Source organism: Haliea atlantica (assembly GCF_054779855.1).
The window spans coordinates 252,009-274,485 of the sequence record NZ_BAAGXL010000006.1 but is presented as its reverse complement, the minus strand read 5'-3'; the positions used below and the strand labels follow the sequence as shown (position 1 = coordinate 274,485).

Sequence of the window (22,477 nt, the reverse complement as noted above, 5' to 3'; positions counted from 1 at the left end):
CCACCGTCACCGGGTTCTCCTTCCGCCGCGCACCGCGGGCCCGACTCAGCCGAAGGCGCGCAGTACCTGTACCAGCGCAGCGGGCTTGCGCCACCAGGGCCCGCGCGCCATCAGCACCGCCAGCACGTAGTTGAGCCGCAAGCGCAGCCGCCGGCGCCGGTAGCGGGGCCGACTGCGCTGCCCAGCTTCCGCGACCACCTCCGCCAGCGCCGGGCGCGGGTCGACCGCGAGGGCCCGCGCGGTCATTCCGGCGATGCGGTGGTTGCGCCGCAGGCGCACCCAGATGCGCCCCCACCAGCGCATCGAGGCAAAGGCATTGCCGCCGTGAATGCGATAGAAAAAACCCGGCTCGGGGTCGTGGCATTTGTCCAGATCGGCGATCGAGGCGGCTCGCACGATGATGCCGTCGGCCCCGAGGCGCAGCGCGGTATGTGCCCCCCGGGGCATGCCCACCCAGCGCGCGGTGCGCGGGGACAGGGGCATCCAGTCACTGAAGCTCTCGCGCGTCGACAACAACAACTCGACAAAGCTGCGCCGCAGGGCGAGGCCAGAGGTCGGTGCCCCCAGGTATTCACCCAGTACCAGCGCGCTGCAGCGCGAGCGGCCGGTCGGGCCGGGCTCGAGCCGCATGCGCTCCTGCATCTGGCGCATCTGCGCCACTCCCCGGGGGTTCTCGCCTCCGGCCTGGAAGCTGCAGAAAAAGAGTGCCGGATCCGGGTTGTCCCGCGCCTGCCGGCGCACCCGCTCGAGATAGCCCGGCAGGAAGTAATCGTCGCTGTCCAGCAGCAGGCACAGGTCGCCGCCGGCACGCGCCAGCCCATTGAAGATCGCCGCCAGCTGGCCCTGGTTTTCCTGGAGCACCACCTGTACGCGGGGGTCCTCCGCATAGCCGGCCAGGATTTCCCGAGAGCCGTCGGAGGAACCGTCGTCCACCACGATCAGCTCGTCCCCCGGCGCCAGCTGGGGCAGCGCCGAGTCCAGGGCCTCGCGCAGGTAAGGCGCGTAATTGTAGTTGTCCACCACCACGGAGAGGCGCGGCAGCGGGCGGCTGTCCGGCGTCACGAGGGCCACCCCCAGTCCTCTCCGAGTAAATCAAACAACTGGCGGTTCCAGGGGCGGTAGAACTCGGTGAGAAACTCGCGGCAATCGTTGGGCATGGGCTCGGGATACACGCCGCGGTTGGAGCGGCGCGCCTGGTAGGGATGCGGCGGTAGCCCGAGGAACTCGGTCACCCGCGCCGCCGCCTGCTCGGGTTCGCGCTTCCAGGTATCGAAGTTGAGGATCAGCATCTGCTCCCGCGGGAAGTGGCGCAGCCAGTGCGCCAGCTCCAGGGCATAGCGACCGCGGTTGAGGTAGCCGAACTTGACCAGCCGCTGCCCGTGTTGCCGAAAGTTGTCAGGGTTGACGCTGATCCCCTGCTCCAGCAGCGCCTGCTCGGTCCGCAGCGCCTCGGCAAAGGACAAACGCTCGGGCCGTGGGTGGTGGCGCATGTGCTGAAAGTGGGAGTAGGCCCGCTCCACCGGGTTGCGCAGGGTGACCACAAGCCGCGCGCCGGGCACCAGGGCGGCCGCATTCTCGGCGTACATGGGCACCGACATCGCGGGCGTCGCCTCGCCGGTCAAGGGGCGGTAGCCGAGCTGGTCGGCCAGGCGCTGCATGCGCTGCTCGCCGGGAAAATGGGCGCGGTACCAGGCTTCTCCCCGGGCGTGATTCCAGGGCTGGTTGAAGAACTGAATCTCCTTGGTCGCTGGCGGCTCCACCCCCGGATGGGTCGAGAGCATGTGGAACAGGGTGGTGGTGCCGCACTTCATGGAACCGATAATCAGAAAATCCGGCAGCACGCCGGGTGGCAGCAAGTGCTGCTTGAGGGTCATGCCCCGGCGCCGCAGGCGTCTGCGCGTGAAGGCCTGGAAGCGTCTTGTACGGTGTTGCAGGGACAGCAGGGAATCTCGCAGTGACATGATCGACCTTGGAGTCAGGGATGGTGCCAGCTGCGCGGTGACAGCAGGCCACTATGGAGTTGCAGACGGCGGCGCACCAGGACCCAGCAGGCCACGGCAATCAAGGTGGTGCTGCACCAGCTGGCCACCGCCGCCCCGAGGGCACCGAGGGTGGGGATCAGCAGCAACAGGGCCAGTAGGTGGACGACGGCGCCGCCCATGACCACGCGCATCACCAGCTGCTGGCGACCGCTCATGGACAGCAGCTGCTGGCAGGGCCCCAGCACGCTGCCCGACACATGCGCCACCACCAGCATGACCAGCACCGGGTAGGCCTGGCCAAAATCGGCGCCGAACAAGCCGAGCAGAAAATGCCCGGCCCAGATCAGCACCAGCCCCACGGCAATGCCCGGCCAGATGCCGACGTGGGTCGCCTGGGTGATCACCTGCTGAAGGCGATCGCGCTGGTCATCGGCGTAGGCGCTGGCCAGCCAGGGCTGGATCACCGCCGAGGTCACCGAGCCGGGTACGCTGCTGATCTGGGCCAGGCGCTCCGCTACGAAGAAGCTGCCCGCCGCCAGCGGGCCGCCCAGCACCCCGAGAATCAGGGTGTTGCCGTAGGTCATGGCCAGGTCCGCCAGGCGCGTCGCGAATACCGGCAGCGACTGCCGCAACAAGCCCCGGGGCAACTCGCGGCGCTCTGCTGTCGCGGCGCCCTCGATGGGGGCTTGCGGATGACCGGGCGGCGTCAACAGCTGAACCAGCAGCACGACGGCCAGGCTCAGCCAGAGCGCAACCAGGATATCCACGGCCTCGAGGGAACGCTGCAGCCACAGGAAGGCGACCAGGGCCAGCAGCCCGGTGAGCAGTGGCCGCAGGACCTGGGTGGGCAGGAAGGCGCTGAGCAGGCGCGAACCCGCGCGGGCCAGGGCCTGTCGCAGCATGGTCAGGGACACCAGGGGCGCGGTCAGCAGGGCCAGGCAGACAACCTCCCGGGACAGGCTGTGAAACAGGCTGTCGGGGAGTTGCCAGACAAGCAAAAGCCCGAGTGCCGACAGAAGCAGGCTGGTACCGCCGACCCAGCGGTGGGCCTCGCGGGTCACCTCCCGCTGGCGTTCCCGCTCCCCCCGGGCCAGGAAAACCGACACCTGGCGGCTGGCGATCACCGGCACCCCGAGGGCAAACAGGTTGCCCAGCAGGAAGAGCAGGTTCTGCCCCCAGGCGTAGGCACCGTAGGTGGTGGCGTCCACCGCCAGCCGGGCCAGCAGGATCTGCAGCAGGAAGACCACCCCCATGCCGAGCACGCGGATCACCGCGGCCACCGCGCTGGAGCGCAGCACCTCGCTTCGGCGCAGACGGCCCGCGCCGAGGAAACCGCGTAAACGCGGAATCAGACCGCTGCCCACCGGCTGCTGTCCGGGAGGTGGCGCGGCACTCACGGCAGGGGCCGGGCGCCACTCTCCGCCAGCTGGCGGCGGAAGTAATCGATGGTGGGCTGCAGCCCCGCCACCAGGTCGACCCGCGGCTCCCAGCCCAGCAGCTCCCCCGCCAGGCGGATGTCGGGCTGCCGCTGGCGCGGGTCGTCCTGGGGCAGCGGCAGCCGGGTCAGGATGGAGCGGGACCCGGTCAGCTGCACAATCTGCTCCGCCAGCTGGCGCATGGTGAACTCGCCCGGGTTGCCCAGGTTGACCGGGCCCGTGACCTCGTCCGGGGTGTCCATCAGGCGCATCAGCCCGTCCACCAGGTCGTCGACGTAGCAAAAGGAACGCGTCTGCTCGCCGTCGCCAAACAGGGTAATCGGCTCGTTGCGCAGGGCCTGGAGGATGAAATTGGATACCACGCGCCCGTCATTTGGGTGCATCCGCGGGCCGTAGGTATTGAAGATACGCGCCACCTTGATCGGCAGCTGGTGCTGGCGGTGATAGTCGAAGAACAGGGTCTCCGCACAGCGCTTGCCCTCGTCGTAGCAGGCCCGCGGACCGACCGGGTTGACCCGGCCCCAGTAATCCTCGGACTGCGGGTGCACCTCCGGGTCGCCGTAGACCTCGCTGGTGGAGGCCTGGAGGATCTTTGCCTTCACCCGCTTGGCCAGGCCGAGCATGTTGATCGCCCCGTGGACGCTGGTCTTGGTGGTCTGCACCGGGTCCAGCTGGTAGTGGATCGGCGAGGCCGGACAGGCCAGGTTGTAGATCTCGTCCACCTCGACATACAGCGGGAAGGTGACATCGTGGCGCATCAACTCGAAATGCGGGTTCTCCAGCAGCGGGAGGACATTGTCCCGGGTGCCGGTGAAAAAGTTGTCGACACAGAGCACGTCGCAACCCTGCTCGAGCAGGCGCTCGCAGAGGTGACTGCCGAGAAAACCGGCACCGCCGGTGACCAGAACGCGCTTGCGCAGGGAGTAATTCATGGGAACTCTTTATTGGAAAAGCACCATTTTGGCACGCAAAAACCGGCGCTGCCCCCTTTTTTGCGACTTTTCATGCCTTTACAGGGCCACGGGCCAGGACTAGGATGGGAGCTTGAGTTTTAGCAACGTTTGCCACAAAAACAAACGACTGTATATCGACAACAACAAACAACAAGGCCACTCCCATGAAAAGCAGCTTCGCGCGGCGGATCCCGATCCCGGCCCTTGCCACCCTTCTCCTCAGCAGCCCCCTCGCCAGCGCCGGTGTAGCGGGCGGTGCGGGGACCATTACCTACGGCCCCTTCTCCACCGCGGCGGTACCCACCCTGGGTGCCGGTGCCCTGGGCCTGCTGGCGGTTCTGCTGGCGCTTGTCGTCTACCGGATGCACCGCAACGGCCAGCTGCGTGACAGCGGCCTGCTGGGTGTTGCCCTGATGGTGGGCGTCGTCGCCACCGGTGCCGGTAGCGCCAAATTGGCCCAGGCCATCGTGGTCATTCCCCAGGTCGCCCTCAGCCAGGCCGGTGGTGGCCAGGGCGATCTGTCACCGGGACTAAACTGCGTGGGCAACACCTCTGGCGTCGCCCAGCAAATCATCGACATCCAGGCGGCCCCGGGACTTGTCTTCCTCGCGGGCGTGGCCAACGGTGGCATCGTCAACGGGGGTGTAGTCAACGGTGGAGCCAACGGCGGCGTTATCGTGCCCCTCAACGGCGGCGGCTGTCCGGATACCACCATTGCCAATGCCGGCGGGCCGGCCCCGGCCTGTGCCATTGGCGACACGCTGCAGCCCGATGCGGTCTGCGCGGCGCGCCTCGAGTCTGAGCTGCGGGAAGTCTGAGCCGAGGCCCCAGGCGTCTGCCATGCGTGGTGAGCGCTGGCGCCCAGGCGGAGCCAAAGGCTGCGTTTTGTGCGCTGGCTCACGGCCCGGGCCAAAACCTTTGGCCCGAGTCACCTGGCACTGCTAACGTCAATCCAATCTGATAACGCCAGCGGCAGGCGCCCACGTGACGCAAGCCGCAGGCTTCTGCATGGAGCACAGCATGACACGGAGGTTATCGTCGTGCCTGGCAACCCTGATTGCCGGCCTTCTCTCCGCCACCCCTGCCTTCGCCTTTACCTGGGGGACAGGAACCTGGGGCACTAGCCTCTGGGGCGTGCTCGATGCCCTTGGCATTCCCGCATTACCGGGGCCGCTGCTGGGCCTGCTGGCCCTGTTGGTCGCCCTCCTCCCCTTGCATCGACGGATGCGTCAACGCCGATCTGGAGATTCTCGATAATGAAGGCTGCTGTTTCCCGCCCCGCCCGGGCGCTGCTCTGGTGCCTGGCTGCCGCGCTATCCGGCACGTCCGCCCTGGCCGACCAGATCGACATCCCCCACCGCTTCAGCAACGGCGACCGCGCCGATGCCAATCAGGTCAACCAGAACTTTGATGTGCTGGCGAACGAATCCAACAGCCAGGATACGCGCCTGACGACCCTGGAGTCCGCCGGTGTCGAAGGCCCGCCCGGCCCGGAGGGTCCTCAAGGTCCCGAGGGCCCCCAGGGGCCGGAAGGTCCGCAGGGCGAGCCCGGGCCGGAGGGCCCACAAGGACCGCAGGGTGAACCCGGCCCCGAAGGTCCACAGGGTCCTGTCGGTGCCACCGGTGCCCAGGGCGAAACCGGTCCCGCTGGCCCACAGGGTCCCGTCGGTGCCACCGGACCGCAGGGTGAAGTTGGCCCCGCTGGTCCGCAAGGCCCGGAGGGGCCGCAGGGCCCTGTCGGTGCCACCGGTGCCCAGGGTGAAACCGGCCCGACCGGTCCCGTCGGACCCGCTGGCCCGATCGGGCCACCCGGTGCTCCTGGCCCGCAGGGGCCCCAGGGCCCGGCGGGGGCCGACGGTGTGGTCAGCGCCGCGGCGGTTACCCTGCGCAGCTGCAACGGCAGCTACAACTGCGCCTGCCTGGCCGGTGAGCTGCTGATCAGCGGCGGGGCCAGCTGTAGCAAGAACCAGTACCTGTACCGCTCCCAACCCATCAGCACCAGCACCTGGGAGGCCCGCTGCGAAATCTTTGCCAACGGCCTGGATACCCCGCCCAGCAACATCACTCTGATGTGTGCCCAGGAGGGCAGCTGATGGCAAGTCACGCTGACCTGCGCCCCGCGCTGCGCCGGCGTGCCCTGCTGCGCGGCGGCGCCATCCTTGGGGGCAGCAGTCTGCTGACCCCGCTGTCCCTGGCGTCGGCGGCTCCGGCCTCCACACAGGTGCAACTGGAACCCGGCCGGCGTGCGCTGAGCACCGGGCGCGAACTGCTGTGGAGCGACCGCACCGGCCGGCTCAGCCGGGAGTTGCGCGGCGGCACCCTGGCACCCCTGCCGAAAGCCGTCGAGGTCAATGCGGATACCGCTGCCGGCCCCGAGTCAACTGCGCTCCCTGCCCCGCACCACGCATCGCCCTATATCGCCGCTGTAGCCCTCGCGGGCGGCGAGTTGGCTCTGCTCGACCGCGAGCGAGCCCGGCTGCAGTTGCTGGCTGCCGATGGCACCCCGCGCGGCAGTCTCTCATTGCAGGATATCGCACCGCGCCCGAGCGCCATGCTCGCCGGCAGCGAGGGCCTGTCCCTGTGGCTGGCGGACAGCGCCCACCATCAACTGACCCTGATCGACCTGGAGGGCCGCATCCTGCGCCGCTGGGGCGGCCAGCCCTGGCAGCGACACGCGAGCAACGGCCCGCTTGCCCTGGCCCGCGACCGTCGCGGTCACTTGCACAGCCTGGAGTCGGGCCACGGCTGCGTGCTGGTGTGGAACGAGCAGGGTGACTGCCTGGGCCGCTACGCCGAGGGCCTATCCCCCGGTGTGCGCCACCTGGTGCCCGCCGGCCCGGAGAGCCTGTATACCCTCGACACCTGGCAGAACCGTCTGCAGGCCCTGGCGCCGGGCAAACAACAGGCAACCGCCTTGCACCTGGGACAGGATTTCCGCCCTGTGCAGCTGGCTCACGTCGCCGGGCGCGGCTACCTGCTCACCGCTTAGGAGAAACCCATGTCGGAACCCTTCATCGGCGAAGTACGCATGGTGGGCTTCAATTTTGCCCCCCGCGGCTGGGCCCTGTGCAACGGGCAACTGCTGCCGATCGCCCAGAACACCGCCCTCTTCTCACTCCTCGGCACCACCTACGGCGGCGATGGCCGCAGCACCTTCGGCCTGCCGGATCTGCGTGATCGCGGGCCGATGCACGCCGGCCGTGGGCCAGGCCTGACCGAGCGCCGCCTGGGCGAAAAAATCAACAATCCCGATAGCAGCCGGGTCAGCGCCGTCAACGATGCCAGCGTGGCGCGCGGCCTGGCATCCAGCGCCCAGCGCAGCAGCTTCGACGCTTACCCGGTGGACAGCGAGACCGACGGTCATCGCCCGGCGCTGGTCGTGAATTTCGCCATCGCCCTGGTCGGGCTGTACCCCTCACGCAGCTGATACATCGCCGGAGTTAATCATGTCAGAACCTTTTCTCGGCGAGATACGCCTGATGGCCTTCAACTTCGCACCCCGTGGCTGGGCCTTCTGCGACGGGCAAATTTTGCCGATCAACCAGAACCAGTCTTTGTACTCCCTGCTCGGCACCACCTACGGTGGCGACGGGCGCGTCAGTTTCGCACTGCCGGACATGCGCGGGCGCATGCCGATGCACCCGGGCAATGTCCTGCAACTGGGACAGAAGGTGGGCGCGGAGAATTTTTCCAGCGGGTTGGTGGAGGTCGTGGACAGCATCAGCGTCGACCGCGGACTGGTGTCGAACCGCAGTCAGCAGCTTGCCGCGACCGGCACCCAATCGCTGCCCCCAGCGGTGCCGGAGCTGACCCTCAACTTCTGCATTGCCCTCCAGGGGCTGTTCCCCTCACGCAATTGACCGGAGCTCCGCACCATGTCTGAACCCTTTGTTGGCGAGATTCGATTGTTTGCGGGTAACTTCGCGCCCCGCGGCTGGGCCTTCTGCGACGGGCAGCTGCTGGCGGTGTCCCAGAACGATGCGCTGTTCTCTCTGCTCGGTACCATCTACGGCGGCGACGGCCGCACCACCTTCGGCCTGCCGGATCTGCGCAGCCGGGTGCCAGTGCACGCTGGCAGTGGTCCGGGCCTTAGCCCACGCAACCTGGGGCAGAAGCTCGGCAGCGACAACCTGGGGCTGCCTACCCGCAATACCACCAACGGGATCAGCACCGAGCGCGGGGTCGCGGTCAACCAGACGACGCAGGCCCTCGGCACGCCCCGGGGCATGCCCGGCAACCCCGCCCTGGGGCTCAATTTCATCATCGCGCTCTTCGGCATCTACCCCTCGCGTTTCTGAAATGCCTCCCGCTTGCCAGCTGCCACGGGCTGCGGTGTCACAGGCTCCGGGGGAACCCTCCCTCGCGGGCCGCGAGCAAAACGCGGACGCCCTCCCCTGCAAACTGCGCCCCGAGACCCCCGACGACCGCGACTTACTGATCGCACTCTATGTCGACAGCCGCTGGCAGGCACTGGCGGCACTGCCCTGGGACGACGACCAGAAAACGGCCTTCCTGAGCCAGCAGTACCGGGCCCAGGAGGCCCACTACCGGCAGGCCTACCCCGCCGCGGTGCGGGAAATCATTGAAGTGGAGGGAGAAGCGGCGGGGCGTTTATCTTGGCATTTCACTGCCGATGAAAACCGCCTGATTGACCTCAGGCTGCTGGCGACCTATCGCGGCCAGGGCATCGGCTCGGCCCTGTTGCGCGCACTCCAGTTACGCAGCCAACAACAGGCGCTGCCCCTGCGCCTGAGCGTGGCCTGCGACAACCCCGCCCGGCAGCTCTATGAGCGACTGGGCTTCGTGGTCAGCGCTGACGACGGGCTGTACTGCCAGATGGAATACCGCTGAGCACTGGTTCAGACCCTCACGGGTGCCGGTCATGGCAAGCGCTCAGCTAGCTGCGACTGATCACCGCCTCATAGCGCCAGCGTTCCGGCGGCGCTGCGTCGTCCCCTGGCGCAGCGCCGGCCGGCCCCAGGGGCACCAGGAACAGGCCCAGCTCCCCCAGGCGTTCGTGTGCCAGCAGGTAGATGCCCTGCTCCGCGGACGCCGCCCCGGGGGCGGAGAACAGCAGACTGAAGCGCCCCGGGCTGGCCGGATCGAAGTCCACCGCCTCCAGGGTCGCCGGCTCGCCGCCGTCCCAGTGGAAAAAGTCCCCGCGGCAGGCCGCGAAATCCTCGGCCGCCAGGGCCTCCAGTGCGGCGAAGTGCCGCGCTTCCAATGTCACGCTATGACGTCCCTGTGCCTTGTTGCCTGTGAATCCAGTGCCGCCGTTACTCCTCGGCCTGGCTGTCCTCGCCTTCCACCGCGCGCTCCACCGCCTCGAACTTGCCCAGGGGGCAGGAGCCGAGCCGCATGCCAATCATGGTATCGATCTGGGTGATGATATCCAGGTCGCAGTAGTTGCTGGTCGAAGTGGCGTGCATGAAGGCGCCGCGACGCTTCAGCCCGGTGCAGCGATAGGGCAGATGGTTGAGATAGTCCGGGCCACTGCCGCGCATGTGGAACTTGAGGGTCTGGTCGTCGACCACCTCGATGCGCCGGATCTGGTTCAGCGACAGGCAGCGACGCTGCGTGCTCTCGCTGCTTTCGCTGCCGTTTTCCGCGGCGCTCTCGGATGCGGCCTTGCCCCCGTGCTCGTCGGCGGAAGCCGCGAGGGGCAGACTCGCTGCCAGGGTGGCCAGGCCCAAAGTGCGGAACAGTTTTTTCAGTTGCATGGCATGCCTCCTGGAAAATTATTCCTGTCGCATCACCGGGACAAGGTGCACGATGCCCCGCCGAACCGCTATGATTGCCTTGTGGAGCTCTCCACGTCAAATCCCCGCGCCCAAGGACGTCTCATGAAAATCGGCATTCTCTCCCGCAACCGCAGACTGTACTCGACCCGGCGCCTGGTGGAGGCGGCCACGGAACGCGGCCACGAGGTGCGCGTGGTGGACGTGCTCAAATGCTACATGAACATCACCGCCAACGACCCGACGGTGGTGTACCAGAAGTCCGCCCAGGATGTGGAAGACCTGGAGTTCGACGCGGTGATCCCGCGCATCGGCGCCAGCATCACCTCCTACGGTTGCGCGGTGCTGCGACAGTTCGAAGTTGGCCACGTCTATTCCATCAACGAGTCCATCGCCATCACCCGCTCCCGGGACAAGCTGCGCGCCCACCAGCTGCTGGCCCGGCGCGGCATCGGCCAGCCGGTAACCAGCTACGCCCACTCCGCGCGGGCGACCGACAAGCTGATCGAATCGGTGGGCGGCGCGCCCTTGATCCTCAAGCTCACCGCCAGCACCCACGGCAACGGCGTGCTGCTGGCGGAAACCAAGAAGGCCGCCGAGGCACTGATCAACGCCTTCCGCGGCATCGGCTCGGACTTCCTGGTGCAGGAGTTCATCAAGGAGGCCGGGGGCTCCGACATCCGCTGTTTCGTGGTGGGCGACAAGGTGATCGCCGCGATGCAACGCAAGGCGGTCAAGGGCGAGTACCGCTCCAACCTGCACCGCGGGGGCACCGCGGAAGTGATCAAGTTGCGCCCCGAGGAGCGCCGCCTGGCGATCAAGGCCGCCAAGGTCATGGGGCTGGACCTGGCGGGGGTGGACATTCTGCGCTCCGCCCACGGCCCCCTGGTGATCGAGGTCAACTCCTCCCCGGGCCTCGAGGGCATCGAGAAGGCCACCGGCATCGATATCGCCGCCAAGATCATCGCCTATATCGAGAAGGACTGCCTGGCCGGGCCCAACAAGCCGACCGGTAAAGGCTGATCCGGCACAGGCAATCCCCCCGGGACTCAGGGTCTGTTTCGCTCGGGACAGAAAGCAGCCGTGCCCTGAACTGGCTTCAGTGCTGCGGCCGGTACTTGGGCAACTGCAGGTTGAACAGGATGGCGCTGCCGCGCAGCAGGAAGGCGGCGCCGATAGAGACCGGCACCGCCCAGTCGGCCACCCAGTCCCAGCCCGGCAACCCCGCCAGGGCGGTCAGCCCGACATAGCTCAGGGCCCCCAGGGCCGCCGCGGTGACGTAGATGTCCGCCTCCAGCAGCACCGGGGGCTGCCCCAGCAGGCTGTCGCGGATCAGCGAGCCAAAACTGGCGGTCATCATACCCATGCCCACGGCCACCAGCACCGGGGCCTCCCAGATCAGTGCCTTCTGCGCCCCGATCACGCTGAACACCGACAGCCCGATGGCGTCCGCCCACAGCAGCACCCGCCGCAGTGATTGCAGGTGATGGGCAACAAACCAGGTGGCCACGCTGGCCAGGATGCACACCCACAAGTAGCGCGTGTCGCTGAACCAGAACACCTCGTCCGCCTGCAGCAGCAGGTCGCGGATGGTGCCGCCGCCGATGCCGGTGATGGTGCCGAAGAGGATGAAGCCGAGGATGTCCAGGCGTCGCTCGGCGGCGGCCAGCGCCCCGCTGATGGCGAAGACCACCATCCCCAGCATGTCCAGGAACCCTACGATTTCGTGCACCCTGCTTTCTCCTGTTCCCGGTCCCCGCCGGCACGCCCGTGGCGCTGCGCGGCCCGCCTGCCCCGCTTGGGCCCCTGATGCTGCCGGTCTGCCGGTGCCTATTATGCGTGCTACCATGGCGCTTCGACACCCCGGGACACACCCATGCACCAGATGATCCGCCTGCTCACGGCACTGTGGGCCAGTTTCGCCCTGCACAGCGCCCTGGCGGCGCCCCTGGAAACGCCGGGGCAAGTCATCGAGCAGCGCTGCGTGGTTTGCCACGCCTGTTACGACGCCCCCTGCCAGCTCAAGCTGGAAGCCCACATCGGCCTCGAGCGCGGGGCCAACCAGACCCTGGTCTACGACTCCACCCGCCTGCTGGCCGGCGACCTGACGCGACTGTTCGACGACGCCCAGGGCGAAGCGGCCTGGCGCAAGAAGGATTTTTACCCGGTGCTGGACCGCGAGCAGCCGGAGCGGGGCCTGCTCTACCGCATGCTGGCCCTGAAGCAGGCCCACCCCCTGCCCGCCCGCGGCCCCCTGCCGGAGGGTTTTGACTTTTCCCTGCACCGGGACCAGCAGTGCGTGAAGCCCGGCGGCTTCGACGACTTCGCCGAGGACTACCCGCAGTGGGGCATGCCCTACGGGCTGCCGGGGCTGCGCCCGGAGGAGCACAGTCTGATGCTCGACTGGCTGGAAGCCGGGGCGCCGGCGCCACCGGTCCCCGCCCTGCCCGATGCCCTGCAGGGGGAAGTCGCGGCCTGGGAGCGCTTCCTCAATCAGAACGATAAGCGCAGCCAGCTGATGGCGCGCTATATCTACGAGCACCTGTTCCTGGCCACCCTGTACCTGGAGGACGCCGGCCAGGACTCCCACTGGTTCCGCCTGGTGCGTTCGTCCTCGCCACCCGGGGAGCCGGTGGAGGTGATCGCCACCCGCCGGCCCTACGACGATCCCGGGCGCGAGCGCTTCTGGTATCGCCTGCAGCCGATGCCGATTGTCGCCGTGGCCAAGAGCCACCTGCCCTACCGCTTCGACGCCGCGCGCCGGGACTGGTACCGGGAGCTGTTCCTGGCCCCCGACTATACGGTGGACAGCCTACCGGGCTATGACAGTGATCTCAGCGGCAATCCCTTCCGCAGTTTTGCCGATCTGCCGGTGCGCGCCCGCTATCGCTTCATGCTGGAGGAATCGGAGTTCACCATCATGAACTTCATCAAGGGGCCGGTGTGCCGGGGGCAGATTGCCCTCAACGTGATCGAGGATCGCTTCTGGGTGCTGTTCATGGACCCGGAAGCCCTGGACCCGGAGCTCGACGGCGCTTTCCTGGAACAGGAAAGCCACAACCTGCGCCTGCCGGTGCCGCGCACCGAGTCAGTGATCGACATCGCCAGCTGGCTCAAGTACGCCCGCGCCCAGGCGCGCTACGAGAAGGCCAAGGCGCAGCACATCGAGGCGGAAATGGCCGAGGGGCGCCGGCGCCCCGAGCTCGACCTGCTGTGGGATGGCGACGGCGACAACAGCAATGCCGGGCTGACCATCTTCCGCCACTTCGACACCGCCTCGGTGGTCCGCGGCCTGGTGGGGGAAACGCCGAAAACCGCCTGGGTCATCACCTACTCCCTGCTGGAGCGCATCCACTATCTGCTGGTGGCCGGCTTCGACGTCTACGGCTCGGTGGCCCACCAGCTGGAGTCGCGCCTCTACATGGACTTCCTGCGCATGGAGGGGGAGTACAACTTCCTGATGTTCCTCCCCGCCGATCAGCGCAAGCCGCTGCGAGACCACTGGTACCGGGGGGCGCCGGAATCCGCGCGGGAGCCGGTCTTCGTGCGCAGCGAAGCCATGCAGCTGCCCACCGGGGTGGACTACCAGACGGACGACCCGAAAGCGGAGTTCCTGGCCCGGGCCCGGGCGCGGGTGCCCGGCGGCGCCGTGCCGCGCTTTGACTACCACCGCCACAGCAGCCCCGAGATTGCCCAGGCCCTGGACGCCCTGGTGGCCCACCGCGGCGCCCACAACCGCTTCCTGCCGGAGGTGAGTTTCGTGCATGTGATCGGCGGCGAGGACGGCGACAAGGCCTTTACCCTGCTGCGGGATAGCGGCCACAGCAACATTGCACAACTGTTCGAGGAAGACGAGCGGCGCCTGCCCGAGGAGGATGCGCTGACGGTGGTGGCGGGCCTGATTGGCGCCCACCCCAACCAGTTCTTCCAGGTCCACGCCCGGCAGATGCCCCTGTTCGCGGCGGATATCGCCGCCCTGGAAAGCGCCGAAGACTACGCCACCCTGCTCCACCGCTACGGCGTGCGGCGCAACGCCCCCTGGTTCTGGGATGTCAGCGACCGCCTGCAGCGGCTGTCAGTGGAACAGGACGGGATCGCCGCCGGCATCTTCGACCTCAATCGCTACCACGGTTATCGCGAAGAGTAGCGCCCGCGTGCCTGCCCCGCGCCCCGGGTCAGGCAGGAGCCCCACCGCACCAGGCCCGGGAAGCCAGGGCAGCGGCTGTCAGCGAAACAGGTCGCTGCCGCGCTTGTGCCAGAGCTTGAGGCTCAGGCGCTCCATCGCTCCCTCGGCCGCGAGCCCGAGCTTCTCCTGCCAGGGCTTGCGCTCGACGTAGGCCACCTGGAACACGTCCCAGTCCGCCAGGCGCGCCTGGATCCAGGCATCGGAGGTCTCCACCGCGTCCACCAGCCCCTCGCGCAGGGCGTCGCTGCCGTACCAGATTTCCCCGGTGGCGACCTTGTCAATATCCAGGCTCGGTCGGTTCTCCGCCACGAAGGCCTTGAACAGCTGGTGGGTGGTTTCCAGGTCCTCGAGGAACTTGGCCCGGCCCTCCTCGGTGTTTTCCCCGAACAGGGTCAGGGTGCGCTTGTAACGGCCGGCGGTGAGCACCTCCACGTCGACGTCGTGCTTTTTCAGCAGGCGGTGGAAGTTGGGCACCTGGGCGACCACGCCGATGGAGCCGATCACCGCGAAGGGGGCGGCGATGATCTTCGGCGCCACACAGGCCATCATGTAGCCGCCGCTGGCGGCGACCTTGTCCACAGCCACGGTCAATGGCACCCCGGCTTCGGTGATCCGGCGCAGCTGGCTGGCGGCCAGGCCGTAGCCGTGCACCAGGCCACCGGGGCTCTCCAGGCGCAGCAGGATTTCGTCGCCGGGACGGATCTCCGGCAGCAGCGCGGAGACCTCCTCGCGCAGGTTCTCGCTGGCGTCGGCGCGGATATCGCCATCGAAGTCCAGCACATACAGGCGCTTGCGCTCGCTGCCCTCGGCCTCAGGCGCTTCGTCGCCAGACTTCTTGAGCTGTTTCTTGCGCGCCTTGGCCTCGGCCTTCTCGCGTTTGCGCCGGGCCTTGTGCTCGGCCTTCCAGGCGGCCTTGTCCAGCACCCCGTGACGCAGGCTGTCGCGCAGGTCCTGGTAGCGCTCGTTGAGCTTGTGCACCTCGAGCTGGCCCTCGCTGCCGTGGTGGCGGCGGCGCTGGGCCGCGGCGGCCAGGCCACCGGCCACCAGCAGGATGGCAACGACGACGGTCAGGGCCTGGGCCAGAAACAGGCCGTAGTCATACAGGTGTTCCAAACGTATCTCCTGAGTCTCAGTTGGGGCGGCGACCGCCGAGGCCCGTCGCCGCGAAAGGCGGGCGCGAGGGCCTGGCGGTGCCGCGGGTTCAGTCAGAGCTTGCGGCGGTGCTCCACGTAGTCCCTGATCAGGCGGCCGGCGATGGAGCTGGGTGGCGGCACCTGGGGCAGCGCGCTGTGGTGGAACCAGCGGGCGTCGGCGATCTCTTCCTGGTCACAGACGATCTCGCCGCCGGCGTACTCGGCGAAGAAACCCAGCATCAGCTGGCTGGGGAAGGGCCAGGACTGGGAGCCGTAGTAGCTCAGGTTGCACACCGACACCCCGACCTCCTCGGCCACCTCCCGGTGCAGGCAGGCCTCGGCGCTCTCCCCCGCCTCGATAAAGCCCGCCAGGGTGCTGTACATCTCCCCGGGGAAACTGGCGTTGCGGGCCAGCAGCAACTCGTCACCGCGGGTAATCAGGGTGATGATGCAGGGGGAGATGCGCGGGTAGACCAGGTGGCAGCAGGGCTCGCAGCGCATCGCCCGCTCGCCGAGGTCGGCCTGCATCGGCGATCCGCAGCGGCCGCAGTACTGGTGATCGCGCTCCCAGGCCAGCAGCTGGGCGGCGCGCCCGGCGAGGGCGAAGAGGTCCTCGTCGGCCCCCAGCAGCTGGTAGAGGCTGCCGCGCTGCCAGTGCATCGGGTCCAGGTCCAGCTGCGGGTCGATTTCCACCGCGAAGCAGGGCCGCCCCTCCCAGTAGCCGAGGAACTGCTCCTGCACCACCGGCCAGTCGTGGCGCGCCGGCAGCAGCGGGTCCGCGGCGCGCAGGTCGCGCACCAGCTGGCCGCCCTGGAAAACCAGGTGCAGGCTGTCGGCGGCCCGCCCCGGGGGACGATTGTCGGGTTTGAACCTCATGCCTCGATCCTCTCTCTCCACAGTACCGTGCCCCCGCTGGCCTTGGCGATGGCCTCCAGCTGGGCCTCGTGGGCCGCCAGCTCCTCGGCGCTGGCGCGCAGCACCGGCAGCGGCGGCCGGTCCGCGGGCAGCCGGCGCAGGCTCTCCCCGCGGTGTTCGCCGCCATCCCCGTCGCTGTCGCCACTGCCCAGCTGGAAGGTGGTCTGGCCACCGGTGAGCAGCAGGTAGACGTCCGCCAGGATCTCGGCGTCGAGCAGCGCGCCGTGGAGATCCCGCTGGGAGTTGTCCACGCCGTAGCGGTTGCACAGGGCGTCCAGGGTATTGCGCTGGCCGGGGTGGCGCGCCCGGGCCATCTGCAGGGTGTCGGTGATCTTGCACAGGCTGGCCAGCCCCGGGTGACTGGGATCGACCCGCGACAGCTCGGCGTCGAGAAAGCCGATATCGAAGGGCGCGTTGTGAATCAGCAGCTCGGCCCCGCGCACGAAGTCGAGAAACTCCGCCGCCACCTGCGGGAACAGCGGCTTGTCGGCGAGGAACTCGTTGGTGATGCCGTGCACCTCGATGGCGCCCTGGTCGACCTCCCGCTGCGGGTTCACGTAGCGGTGGAAATGCTGGCCGGTCAGGCGCCGGTTCTCCAGCTCCACGCAGCCGATCTCGATAATCCGGTGCCCCTGGCTGACTTCCAGGCCGGTGGTCTCGGTATCCAGCACAATCTGGCGCATGCGCGATCAGGCCTCCTGCAGTTGGTCGATGCCGCGGTTGGCGAGCTGGTCCGCGAGCTCGTTTTCCGGGTGGCCGCTGTGACCCTTGACCCAGTGCCAGTGCACCTCGTGGCGCTGGTTCTGTTCGTCCAGGGCGCGCCACAGGTCATCGTTCTTGACCGGTTGGCGGGCGGCGGTCTTCCAGCCGCGGCGCTTCCAGTTGGGCAGCCACTGGGTGATGCCGTCGCGCACATAGACCGAGTCGGTGGTCAGCTGCACCCGGCAGGGCTCCTTGAGGGCGGCCAGGGCCTCGATCGCCGCGCGCAGTTCCATGCGGTTGTTGGTGGTGTGGGGCTCGCCGCCCCAGAGGTGCTTTTCGCGGCCGTTGAAGCGCAGCACGGCACCCCAGCCGCCGCGCCCCGGATTGCCGCGACAGGCGCCGTCGGTAAAGATGTCCACGTCTTTCATGCTGCACTGTCTCGGGATTTGGTAGCCGCGGCAACAGCGTCGCCGCGGGCTGGAATGGGGGCGCAGGCGGCGACATTGCCGCCCCGGGGTGTGGGTGTGGGGGCCGGCTTGCCCACCTTGATGCCCATCAGGGCCGGCCGGGTCCGCGCCAGCCGCAGGGGGCGCACGCGCCCCGCTACCTGTTTGATCGCATGCACCAGGTAGAGGCTGCCGAAGGGCAGCTGGTGGGCCTCGCTCCAGCGGTTGCCGCGGCGGGCGAGGCGCGCCAGGCGCCCCTCGCCGCTGGCCACCGGCAGCGGCAGGAGGAAATCGCTGCCCTGGGCCTCGCAGCCGAGCAGGCGCAGCCAGTCCAGCAGACGCCCGCGGCTGACCGCCCTGCGCGCCCGCCACAGGGGGTTGCCGGCCGCGGCGCGCAGTGAGTGATTCAGGGCCAGCAGGCTCCAGGGGTTGAAGCCCACCAACAGCAGGTGGCCCTGGGGCGTGAGGACCCGGTGCAGCTCGCGCAGCACGGCGTGGGGGTCCTCGGTGAACTCCAGGCTGTGGTGGGCAATCAGCACGTCGACACTGTCGCTCTCCAGGGGCAGCTCGTCGGCCCGGGCCTGCAGCCCGATGCGCGCCCCGGGGGCCGCGGCAATATACAACTGGTGGCGAATCCGGCTGCTGCAGAACAGCGGCTGTTCGCGGCTGCAGCCAACCTGCACCAGGTGGTAGCCGAAGGTGGTCTCGAGCAGCGGCTCCAGCTGGTCCTGCAGGCCGCGGTAAAGGCTTTGCCCCAGCGGCGTGCGGTACCAGGATTCCAGTTCCGTCAAAATGTCGTTACACTCGCCCATCGATTCCAGACAGCCCGTCGGTGGCCCGCGTGGCCACGCCTGCAGAACAGAACGGGCATGGTACTGTATTTTTTGCGGGAATGTGCTTCATGTTGTCGATCGAGCCGATCCACGCCTTCAGTGACAATTACATCTGGCTGCTGACCCGGGCGGGCAGCCGTGACTGCGCGGTGGTAGACCCCGGCGAGGCCGCCCCGGTGCTGCGGGTGCTCGACGCCCGGGGCCTGCGCCTGGACACGGTGCTGGTCACTCACCACCACTTTGACCACGTCGGCGGGATTCCCGAGCTGCTGGCGCAGCATCCGGCGCGGGTCGTCGGCCCCCACAACCCCGCCATCGAGACACTGACCGAGCGGGTCGCCGCGGGCGATCGCGTCGAGGTCCTGGGCGCCACCTTCGAGGTACTGGAAGTGCCCGGGCACACCCTCGACCATATCGCATTCTACCGCCCCGCCACCGCCGACCAGGCCCCGCTGTTGTTCTGCGGCGACACCCTGTTTGCCGGCGGCTGCGGCCGCCTGTTCGAGGGCAGCCCGGCGCAGATGCACGACTCCCTCGGCCAGCTGGCGGCGCTGCCCGGCGAGACCGCGGTCTACTGCGCCCACGAATACACCCAGGCCAACCTCCGCTTTGCCCGCGCCGCCGACCCCGACAACGCCGCCCTGCAGGCCCGGGAGGAAGAGGTGGCGCAACTGCGCGCGCAGGAGCGCCCCACGGTGCCCTCGAACATCGCCCTGGAGCGCGCCACCAACCCCTTCCTCCGCAGTGGGGAAGCGGCCCTGGTGGACACGCTCCGACGACAGGGAAAGTGGCAGGGCGATGACCCGGAGACGGTCTTCGCCGCACTCCGTTCATGGAAGGACGAGTTTTGACAAAGTACGGATATTTCAACGCTTTAAGAAAATTAGTTATTGTAGTTTCCGGAGTTTTACTGCTCTCGGGCTGCAGCCATCTGGGCTCCCTGGGTGAACGCGAGGAGACTACCGCCGCCACCGACGAAGCCCTGCACCCCTACACCCCCACCGTCACCCGCAAGGCGCCGGTGCGCCTGCAGACCGTGCCGGTGCGCGAGGACGACGTCTGGGCGCGCATCCGCAACGGCCTGAGCTGGGAGGCCCCGGACAACCCCGCCATGCAGGAGGCCCTGAATTACTACCTCAACCAGGAGCGCTTCCTGGAGAGCATCAACGGCCGCGCGGCGCTCTACCTGCACTACATCGTCGAGCAGGTGGAAGAGCGGGACATGCCCCTGGAGCTGGCGCTGCTGCCGATCGTCGAGAGCAGCCTCAACCCGGTGGCCCGCTCCCGCCAGCAGGCCCTGGGGCTGTGGCAGATCATGCCCGCCACCGGGGAATATCTCGGCCTCGACAGCGATTGGTGGTACGACGGGCGGCGCGATGTGCGCGCCTCCACCCACGCGGCCCTGGACTACCTGCAGAACCTCTACGAGGCGGTGGACGGCGACTGGACCCTGGCCATTGCCGCCTACAACGCCGGCATCGGCCGGGTGACCCGTGCGGTGCAGCGCAATGCCGAGGCCCGCCGCCCCACCGACTACTGGTCCCTGCGCCTGCCGGCGGAAACCCACAAGTACGTACCGCGCCTGCTGGCCCTGTCGATGCTGATCGCCGACCCCGAGGGCTGGGGCGTCGCCCTGCCCGCGGTGGCCAACAGTCCCGCCTTTGCCGCCGTCCCCACCGGCGGGCAGATCGAACTGGCCCGCGCCGCGGAGTTGGCCGATGTGCCCCTGGCCACCCTCAAGGCCCTGAACCCGGGCCACCTGCGCTGGGCCACCGCGCCCTCGGTCAATGAGCTGCTGCTGCCCCCCGCCGCCGCGGAGCAGTTCCGCCAGCAGCTCGCGACGCTGCCCGCCCAGGAACGTGTCAGCTGGCAGCGGCACCAGGTGCGCAATGGCGAAACCCTGAGCCACATCGCCCGCCGCTACGACACCAGTGTCGCCATGCTGCAGCAGGTCAACGGCCTGCGCGGGCACATGATCCGCGCCGGCAGCCAGCTGATGATCCCCCGCGGCGGCGACTGGCAGGGCAGCCTGGCCCAGCGCGAGAGCGCGCCCCAAGCCCAGGGTTATCGCGTTCGCCGCGGCGACTCTCTCTACCGGATCGCGGGCCGCTTCAAGGTCAGCGTCGAGGAGCTGCTGGCCTGGAACGCCCTCAACCCGGGGGAGCCGATCTACCCGGGCCAGCGCCTGACCGTCTACCCCGGCGGCGGCTGAGCCAGCCGCGCCACGCCCAGCCGCCTGCCGGCAAGCACCCAGCCTCGACGCCGGCGCGGGATGCGCAGGCGGCGCCGCTGCTTTAGAATAGCGGCCCTTTATTCCACGCGGGCGCCCCGCCGCCCGCCTCCAGCTGTGAGCACTTATGGAAGTACATAACATTAACGTGGCGTCCAAGGACGTCCTGATCACCCCGGCGGAACTCAAGCGCGACCTGCCCCTGAGCGAGGCCGCCCGCGAGCAGATCACCCACAGCAGACAGGTGATCCAGGATATCCTGGACCACAAGGACCCGCGGGTTTTCGTGGTCATCGGCCCCTGCTCGATTCACGATCCCGCGGCGGCCATGGACTACGCACGGCGCTTGCAGTCACTGGCCGAGGAGCTCTCCGACACCCTCTACATCGTCATGCGCGTCTACTTCGAGAAGCCCCGGACCACGGTGGGCTGGAAGGGGCTGATCAACGACCCCCACATGGACGACTCCTTCAAGATCGAGGAAGGCATGCGCATCGGCAGGCGCCTGCTGCTGGACGTGCTGGAGCTGGGCCTGCCCACCGCCACCGAGGCCCTCGACCCGATCTCGCCGCAGTACCTGCAGGACCTGATCAGCTGGTCGGCCATCGGCGCGCGTACCACCGAGTCCCAGACCCACCGCGAGATGGCCAGCGGCCTGTCCTCCCCGGTCGGCTTCAAGAACGGCACCGACGGCGGTTTCGCGGTGGCGGTCAACGCCCTGAAGTCGGCGGCCAAGCCGCACCGCTTCCTCGGGGTCAACAGCGAGGGCCGGGTCGCGGTCTACACCACCCGCGGCAACCGCTACGGGCACATTGTGCTGCGCGGCGGCAGCGGCGGCCCGAACTACGACTCGGTGCACGTGAAACTGTGCGAGGAGGCCCTGGACAAGGCCGGCCTGCCCCGCAACATCATGATCGACACCAGTCACGCCAACTCCAACAAACAGCCGGAGTTGCAACCGCTGGTGGTTGAGAACGTGGGCAACCAGATCCTCGAGGGCAACCGCTCGATCGTCGGTTTGATGATCGAGAGCAACCTCAAGGCCGGGAATCAGTCGATCCCCGAGGACCTGTCACAGCTGGAATACGGCGTGTCGGTCACCGACGGCTGCATTGGCTGGCCGGAGACCGAAGCCGCCCTGCGCAAGCTGCGCGAGCAGATCCGGGGCGTGCGTCAGGTCTGAGCCGGGCGATCCGGGAGCAGCAGGAAAGCCGGGCGCGGCGGCCCCGGCTCAGTAATAGGCCTGGCTGCGATCGGAGTGGTCGGTGGTGTCGCGCACACCCTTGAGCTGGGGCAGCTGCTCCAGCAGGGTCTTCTCCACCCCGCCCTTGAGGGTCATGTCGACCATGCCGCAGCCCTGGCAGCCACCGCCGAACTGCAGGATGGCGACCTTGTCCTCGGTCAGCTCGACCAGGCTCACTTCGCCCCCATGGGCGGCCAGCGAGGGGTTCACCTCGTTGTAGAGAATGTAGTTGACGCGGTCCTCCAGGGGGCTGTTCTCGTCCACCCGGGGCAACTTGGCGTTGGGCGCCTTGATGGTCAGCTGGCCGCCCATGCGGTCCTTGGCGTAGTCGACCAGGGCGTCTTCCAGGAAGGGCAGGCTGCGACCGTCGAACCAGGCCTTGAAGCCCTCGAAGGCACGCTCCTCATCACCTTCCTGGATATCCCCTTCCCGGCAGTAGGCGATACAGGTCTCCGCCTTGGGGGTACCGGGCTGGTTGATGAACACACGCACTCCCAGGGCATCGTCCTGCTTGCCGAGCAATTCTGCGAGGTAGGCCTGCGCGGATTCCGTGATGGTGATCATGCTTCACATCCATTCCGAGTAATTTGGTCAGGTATTCTAGCAAATCCCGCCCCGCCTGTGCACTCCGACCGCTATCGCCCACTGCCGGGGGAGCCGCAAACGTGTCGCAGCGGGAT

General features: G+C 68.2%; 26 protein-coding genes. 13 read left to right on the top strand and 13 right to left on the bottom strand.

Features of this window, described 5'->3' with window-relative positions; translation table 11 throughout:
* Positions 1 to 45 precede the first annotated feature (45 nt).
* The 4 genes from ACYVGS_RS07975 to ACYVGS_RS07960 are packed head-to-tail and all read right to left on the bottom strand — an operon-like array spanning position 46 to position 4,350.
* A complete protein-coding gene (locus tag ACYVGS_RS07975; protein ID WP_460588137.1) occupies positions 46 to 1,071 on the bottom strand; it encodes a glycosyltransferase family 2 protein in 1,026 nt (341 codons plus the stop codon).
* Positions 1,059 to 1,961 carry a sulfotransferase family protein gene (locus ACYVGS_RS07970; protein ID WP_460588136.1) on the bottom strand — a complete coding sequence of 301 codons (903 nt, stop codon included), beginning with the start codon at positions 1,959 to 1,961 and terminating at the stop codon, positions 1,059 to 1,061. Before ACYVGS_RS07970 ends, ACYVGS_RS07975 begins: the two co-directional genes overlap by 13 nt.
* A 14-nt stretch (positions 1,962 to 1,975) precedes the next feature.
* Positions 1,976 to 3,346 carry a lipopolysaccharide biosynthesis protein gene (locus tag ACYVGS_RS07965; RefSeq protein ID WP_460588135.1) on the bottom strand — a complete coding sequence of 457 codons (1,371 nt, stop codon included), beginning with the start codon at positions 3,344 to 3,346 and terminating at the stop codon, positions 1,976 to 1,978.
* A 29-nt stretch (positions 3,347 to 3,375) separates the two neighbouring features.
* A complete protein-coding gene (locus ACYVGS_RS07960; protein ID WP_460588134.1) occupies positions 3,376 to 4,350 on the bottom strand; it encodes a UDP-glucuronic acid decarboxylase family protein in 975 nt (324 codons plus the stop codon).
* Positions 4,351 to 4,535: 185 nt separating this feature from the next.
* Between ACYVGS_RS07960 and ACYVGS_RS07955 the strand changes: the two genes are divergently transcribed.
* From ACYVGS_RS07955 to ACYVGS_RS07920, 8 genes are all read left to right on the top strand, one after another.
* A complete protein-coding gene (locus ACYVGS_RS07955) occupies positions 4,536 to 5,189 on the top strand; it encodes a midcut-by-XrtH protein (RefSeq protein WP_460588133.1) in 654 nt (217 codons plus the stop codon).
* A gap of 202 nt (positions 5,190 to 5,391) precedes the next feature.
* Complete coding sequence (locus tag ACYVGS_RS07950; protein ID WP_460588132.1) at positions 5,392 to 5,628, top strand: hypothetical protein; 237 nt, start codon at positions 5,392 to 5,394, stop codon at positions 5,626 to 5,628.
* Positions 5,628 to 6,464, top strand: a complete 837-nt coding sequence (locus ACYVGS_RS07945) for a hypothetical protein (protein WP_460588131.1) — start codon at positions 5,628 to 5,630, stop codon at positions 6,462 to 6,464. The genes ACYVGS_RS07950 and ACYVGS_RS07945 overlap by 1 nt, the downstream gene beginning before the upstream one ends.
* Positions 6,464 to 7,360, top strand: a complete 897-nt coding sequence (locus ACYVGS_RS07940; RefSeq protein WP_460588130.1) for an NHL repeat-containing protein — start codon at positions 6,464 to 6,466, stop codon at positions 7,358 to 7,360. Before ACYVGS_RS07945 ends, ACYVGS_RS07940 begins: the two co-directional genes overlap by 1 nt.
* Before the next feature lie 9 nt (positions 7,361 to 7,369).
* Positions 7,370 to 7,798: a phage tail protein gene (locus tag ACYVGS_RS07935; RefSeq protein ID WP_460588129.1), complete on the top strand. Its 429-nt coding sequence runs from the start codon at positions 7,370 to 7,372 to the stop codon at positions 7,796 to 7,798.
* A 19-nt stretch (positions 7,799 to 7,817) separates the two neighbouring features.
* Positions 7,818 to 8,231, top strand: a complete 414-nt coding sequence (locus ACYVGS_RS07930) for a phage tail protein (protein ID WP_460588128.1) — start codon at positions 7,818 to 7,820, stop codon at positions 8,229 to 8,231.
* Positions 8,232 to 8,246: 15 nt separating this feature from the next.
* Positions 8,247 to 8,669: a phage tail protein gene (locus ACYVGS_RS07925; protein ID WP_460588127.1), complete on the top strand. Its 423-nt coding sequence runs from the start codon at positions 8,247 to 8,249 to the stop codon at positions 8,667 to 8,669.
* Between the two features lie 34 nt (positions 8,670 to 8,703).
* The gene (locus ACYVGS_RS07920) at positions 8,704 to 9,222 is read left to right on the top strand and encodes a GNAT family N-acetyltransferase (RefSeq protein WP_460588126.1); all 519 of its coding nucleotides are present in this window, start codon (positions 8,704 to 8,706) and stop codon (positions 9,220 to 9,222) included.
* A gap of 46 nt (positions 9,223 to 9,268) precedes the next feature.
* Here ACYVGS_RS07920 and ACYVGS_RS07915 read toward each other — a convergent pair whose 3' ends face one another.
* Positions 9,269 to 9,601 carry a DUF6916 family protein gene (locus tag ACYVGS_RS07915; protein WP_460588125.1) on the bottom strand — a complete coding sequence of 111 codons (333 nt, stop codon included), beginning with the start codon at positions 9,599 to 9,601 and terminating at the stop codon, positions 9,269 to 9,271.
* Positions 9,602 to 9,647: 46 nt separating this feature from the next.
* Complete coding sequence (locus ACYVGS_RS07910; RefSeq protein WP_460588124.1) at positions 9,648 to 10,091, bottom strand: hypothetical protein; 444 nt, start codon at positions 10,089 to 10,091, stop codon at positions 9,648 to 9,650.
* A gap of 123 nt (positions 10,092 to 10,214) precedes the next feature.
* Here ACYVGS_RS07910 and rimK point away from each other — a divergent pair, with 123 nt between their 5' ends.
* Complete coding sequence (gene rimK, locus ACYVGS_RS07905) at positions 10,215 to 11,132, top strand: 30S ribosomal protein S6--L-glutamate ligase (RefSeq protein ID WP_460588123.1); 918 nt, start codon at positions 10,215 to 10,217, stop codon at positions 11,130 to 11,132.
* A 76-nt stretch (positions 11,133 to 11,208) separates the two neighbouring features.
* Here rimK and ACYVGS_RS07900 read toward each other — a convergent pair whose 3' ends face one another.
* Positions 11,209 to 11,841 carry a trimeric intracellular cation channel family protein gene (locus tag ACYVGS_RS07900; protein ID WP_460588122.1) on the bottom strand — a complete coding sequence of 211 codons (633 nt, stop codon included), beginning with the start codon at positions 11,839 to 11,841 and terminating at the stop codon, positions 11,209 to 11,211.
* Positions 11,842 to 11,985: 144 nt separating this feature from the next.
* Here ACYVGS_RS07900 and ACYVGS_RS07895 point away from each other — a divergent pair, with 144 nt between their 5' ends.
* Positions 11,986 to 14,256: a fatty acid cis/trans isomerase gene (locus ACYVGS_RS07895; RefSeq protein ID WP_460588121.1), complete on the top strand. Its 2,271-nt coding sequence runs from the start codon at positions 11,986 to 11,988 to the stop codon at positions 14,254 to 14,256.
* 78 nt (positions 14,257 to 14,334) lie between these two features.
* Here the strand turns inward: ACYVGS_RS07895 and sohB are convergent, their stop codons facing one another.
* The 5 genes from sohB to ACYVGS_RS07870 all read right to left on the bottom strand — a co-directional run bounded on the left by sohB (position 14,335) and on the right by ACYVGS_RS07870 (position 18,282).
* Positions 14,335 to 15,408 carry a S49 family peptidase gene (sohB, locus tag ACYVGS_RS07890; RefSeq protein WP_460588120.1) on the bottom strand — a complete coding sequence of 358 codons (1,074 nt, stop codon included), beginning with the start codon at positions 15,406 to 15,408 and terminating at the stop codon, positions 14,335 to 14,337.
* Between the two features lie 92 nt (positions 15,409 to 15,500).
* Entirely contained in the window at positions 15,501 to 16,304 is an 804-nt protein-coding gene (nudC, locus tag ACYVGS_RS07885; protein WP_460588119.1) for an NAD(+) diphosphatase, read from the bottom strand.
* On the bottom strand, positions 16,301 to 17,026 hold the full coding sequence (gene dnaQ, locus ACYVGS_RS07880; protein ID WP_460588118.1) for a DNA polymerase III subunit epsilon: 726 nt from the start codon (positions 17,024 to 17,026) through the stop codon (positions 16,301 to 16,303). The genes nudC and dnaQ overlap by 4 nt, the downstream gene beginning before the upstream one ends.
* Positions 17,027 to 17,032: 6 nt before the next feature.
* Complete coding sequence (gene rnhA / locus ACYVGS_RS07875) at positions 17,033 to 17,473, bottom strand: ribonuclease H family protein (protein WP_460588117.1); 441 nt, start codon at positions 17,471 to 17,473, stop codon at positions 17,033 to 17,035.
* Positions 17,470 to 18,282, bottom strand: a complete 813-nt coding sequence (locus tag ACYVGS_RS07870; RefSeq protein ID WP_460588116.1) for a class I SAM-dependent methyltransferase — start codon at positions 18,280 to 18,282, stop codon at positions 17,470 to 17,472. The genes rnhA and ACYVGS_RS07870 overlap by 4 nt, the downstream gene beginning before the upstream one ends.
* A 110-nt stretch (positions 18,283 to 18,392) precedes the next feature.
* On the opposite strand from ACYVGS_RS07870, the gene gloB reads away from it, so the two are divergent.
* The 3 genes from gloB to ACYVGS_RS07855 all read left to right on the top strand — a co-directional run bounded on the left by gloB (position 18,393) and on the right by ACYVGS_RS07855 (position 21,737).
* Positions 18,393 to 19,175: a hydroxyacylglutathione hydrolase gene (gloB, locus tag ACYVGS_RS07865; protein ID WP_460588115.1), complete on the top strand. Its 783-nt coding sequence runs from the start codon at positions 18,393 to 18,395 to the stop codon at positions 19,173 to 19,175.
* A complete protein-coding gene (locus ACYVGS_RS07860; protein WP_460588114.1) occupies positions 19,172 to 20,536 on the top strand; it encodes a lytic transglycosylase domain-containing protein in 1,365 nt (454 codons plus the stop codon). The genes gloB and ACYVGS_RS07860 overlap by 4 nt, the downstream gene beginning before the upstream one ends.
* A 145-nt stretch (positions 20,537 to 20,681) precedes the next feature.
* Complete coding sequence (locus tag ACYVGS_RS07855; protein WP_460588113.1) at positions 20,682 to 21,737, top strand: 3-deoxy-7-phosphoheptulonate synthase; 1,056 nt, start codon at positions 20,682 to 20,684, stop codon at positions 21,735 to 21,737.
* Between the two features lie 48 nt (positions 21,738 to 21,785).
* Here the strand turns inward: ACYVGS_RS07855 and nfuA are convergent, their stop codons facing one another.
* Entirely contained in the window at positions 21,786 to 22,361 is a 576-nt protein-coding gene (gene nfuA / locus ACYVGS_RS07850; RefSeq protein ID WP_460588112.1) for a Fe-S biogenesis protein NfuA, read from the bottom strand.
* Between the last annotated feature and the right edge of the window lie 116 nt (positions 22,362 to 22,477).

Coding starts and splice junctions, on each gene's coding strand:
- ACYVGS_RS07945 (WP_460588131.1), top strand. CDS start 5,628: ATGAAGGCTGCTGTTTCCCGCCCCGCCCGGGCGCTGCTCTGGTGCCTG.
- ACYVGS_RS07960 (WP_460588134.1), bottom strand. CDS start 4,350: ATGAATTACTCCCTGCGCAAGCGCGTTCTGGTCACCGGCGGTGCCGGT.
- ACYVGS_RS07925 (WP_460588127.1), top strand. CDS start 8,247: ATGTCTGAACCCTTTGTTGGCGAGATTCGATTGTTTGCGGGTAACTTC.
- ACYVGS_RS07940 (WP_460588130.1), top strand. CDS start 6,464: ATGGCAAGTCACGCTGACCTGCGCCCCGCGCTGCGCCGGCGTGCCCTG.
- ACYVGS_RS07970 (WP_460588136.1), bottom strand. CDS start 1,961: ATGTCACTGCGAGATTCCCTGCTGTCCCTGCAACACCGTACAAGACGC.
- ACYVGS_RS07930 (WP_460588128.1), top strand. CDS start 7,818: ATGTCAGAACCTTTTCTCGGCGAGATACGCCTGATGGCCTTCAACTTC.
- rimK (WP_460588123.1), top strand. CDS start 10,215: ATGAAAATCGGCATTCTCTCCCGCAACCGCAGACTGTACTCGACCCGG.
- ACYVGS_RS07950 (WP_460588132.1), top strand. CDS start 5,392: ATGACACGGAGGTTATCGTCGTGCCTGGCAACCCTGATTGCCGGCCTT.
- ACYVGS_RS07935 (WP_460588129.1), top strand. CDS start 7,370: ATGTCGGAACCCTTCATCGGCGAAGTACGCATGGTGGGCTTCAATTTT.
- nudC (WP_460588119.1), bottom strand. CDS start 16,304: ATGAGGTTCAAACCCGACAATCGTCCCCCGGGGCGGGCCGCCGACAGC.
- nfuA (WP_460588112.1), bottom strand. CDS start 22,361: ATGATCACCATCACGGAATCCGCGCAGGCCTACCTCGCAGAATTGCTC.
- ACYVGS_RS07855 (WP_460588113.1), top strand. CDS start 20,682: ATGGAAGTACATAACATTAACGTGGCGTCCAAGGACGTCCTGATCACC.
- ACYVGS_RS07895 (WP_460588121.1), top strand. CDS start 11,986: ATGCACCAGATGATCCGCCTGCTCACGGCACTGTGGGCCAGTTTCGCC.
- gloB (WP_460588115.1), top strand. CDS start 18,393: ATGTTGTCGATCGAGCCGATCCACGCCTTCAGTGACAATTACATCTGG.
- ACYVGS_RS07955 (WP_460588133.1), top strand. CDS start 4,536: ATGAAAAGCAGCTTCGCGCGGCGGATCCCGATCCCGGCCCTTGCCACC.
- ACYVGS_RS07910 (WP_460588124.1), bottom strand. CDS start 10,091: ATGCAACTGAAAAAACTGTTCCGCACTTTGGGCCTGGCCACCCTGGCA.
- rnhA (WP_460588117.1), bottom strand. CDS start 17,473: ATGAAAGACGTGGACATCTTTACCGACGGCGCCTGTCGCGGCAATCCG.
- dnaQ (WP_460588118.1), bottom strand. CDS start 17,026: ATGCGCCAGATTGTGCTGGATACCGAGACCACCGGCCTGGAAGTCAGC.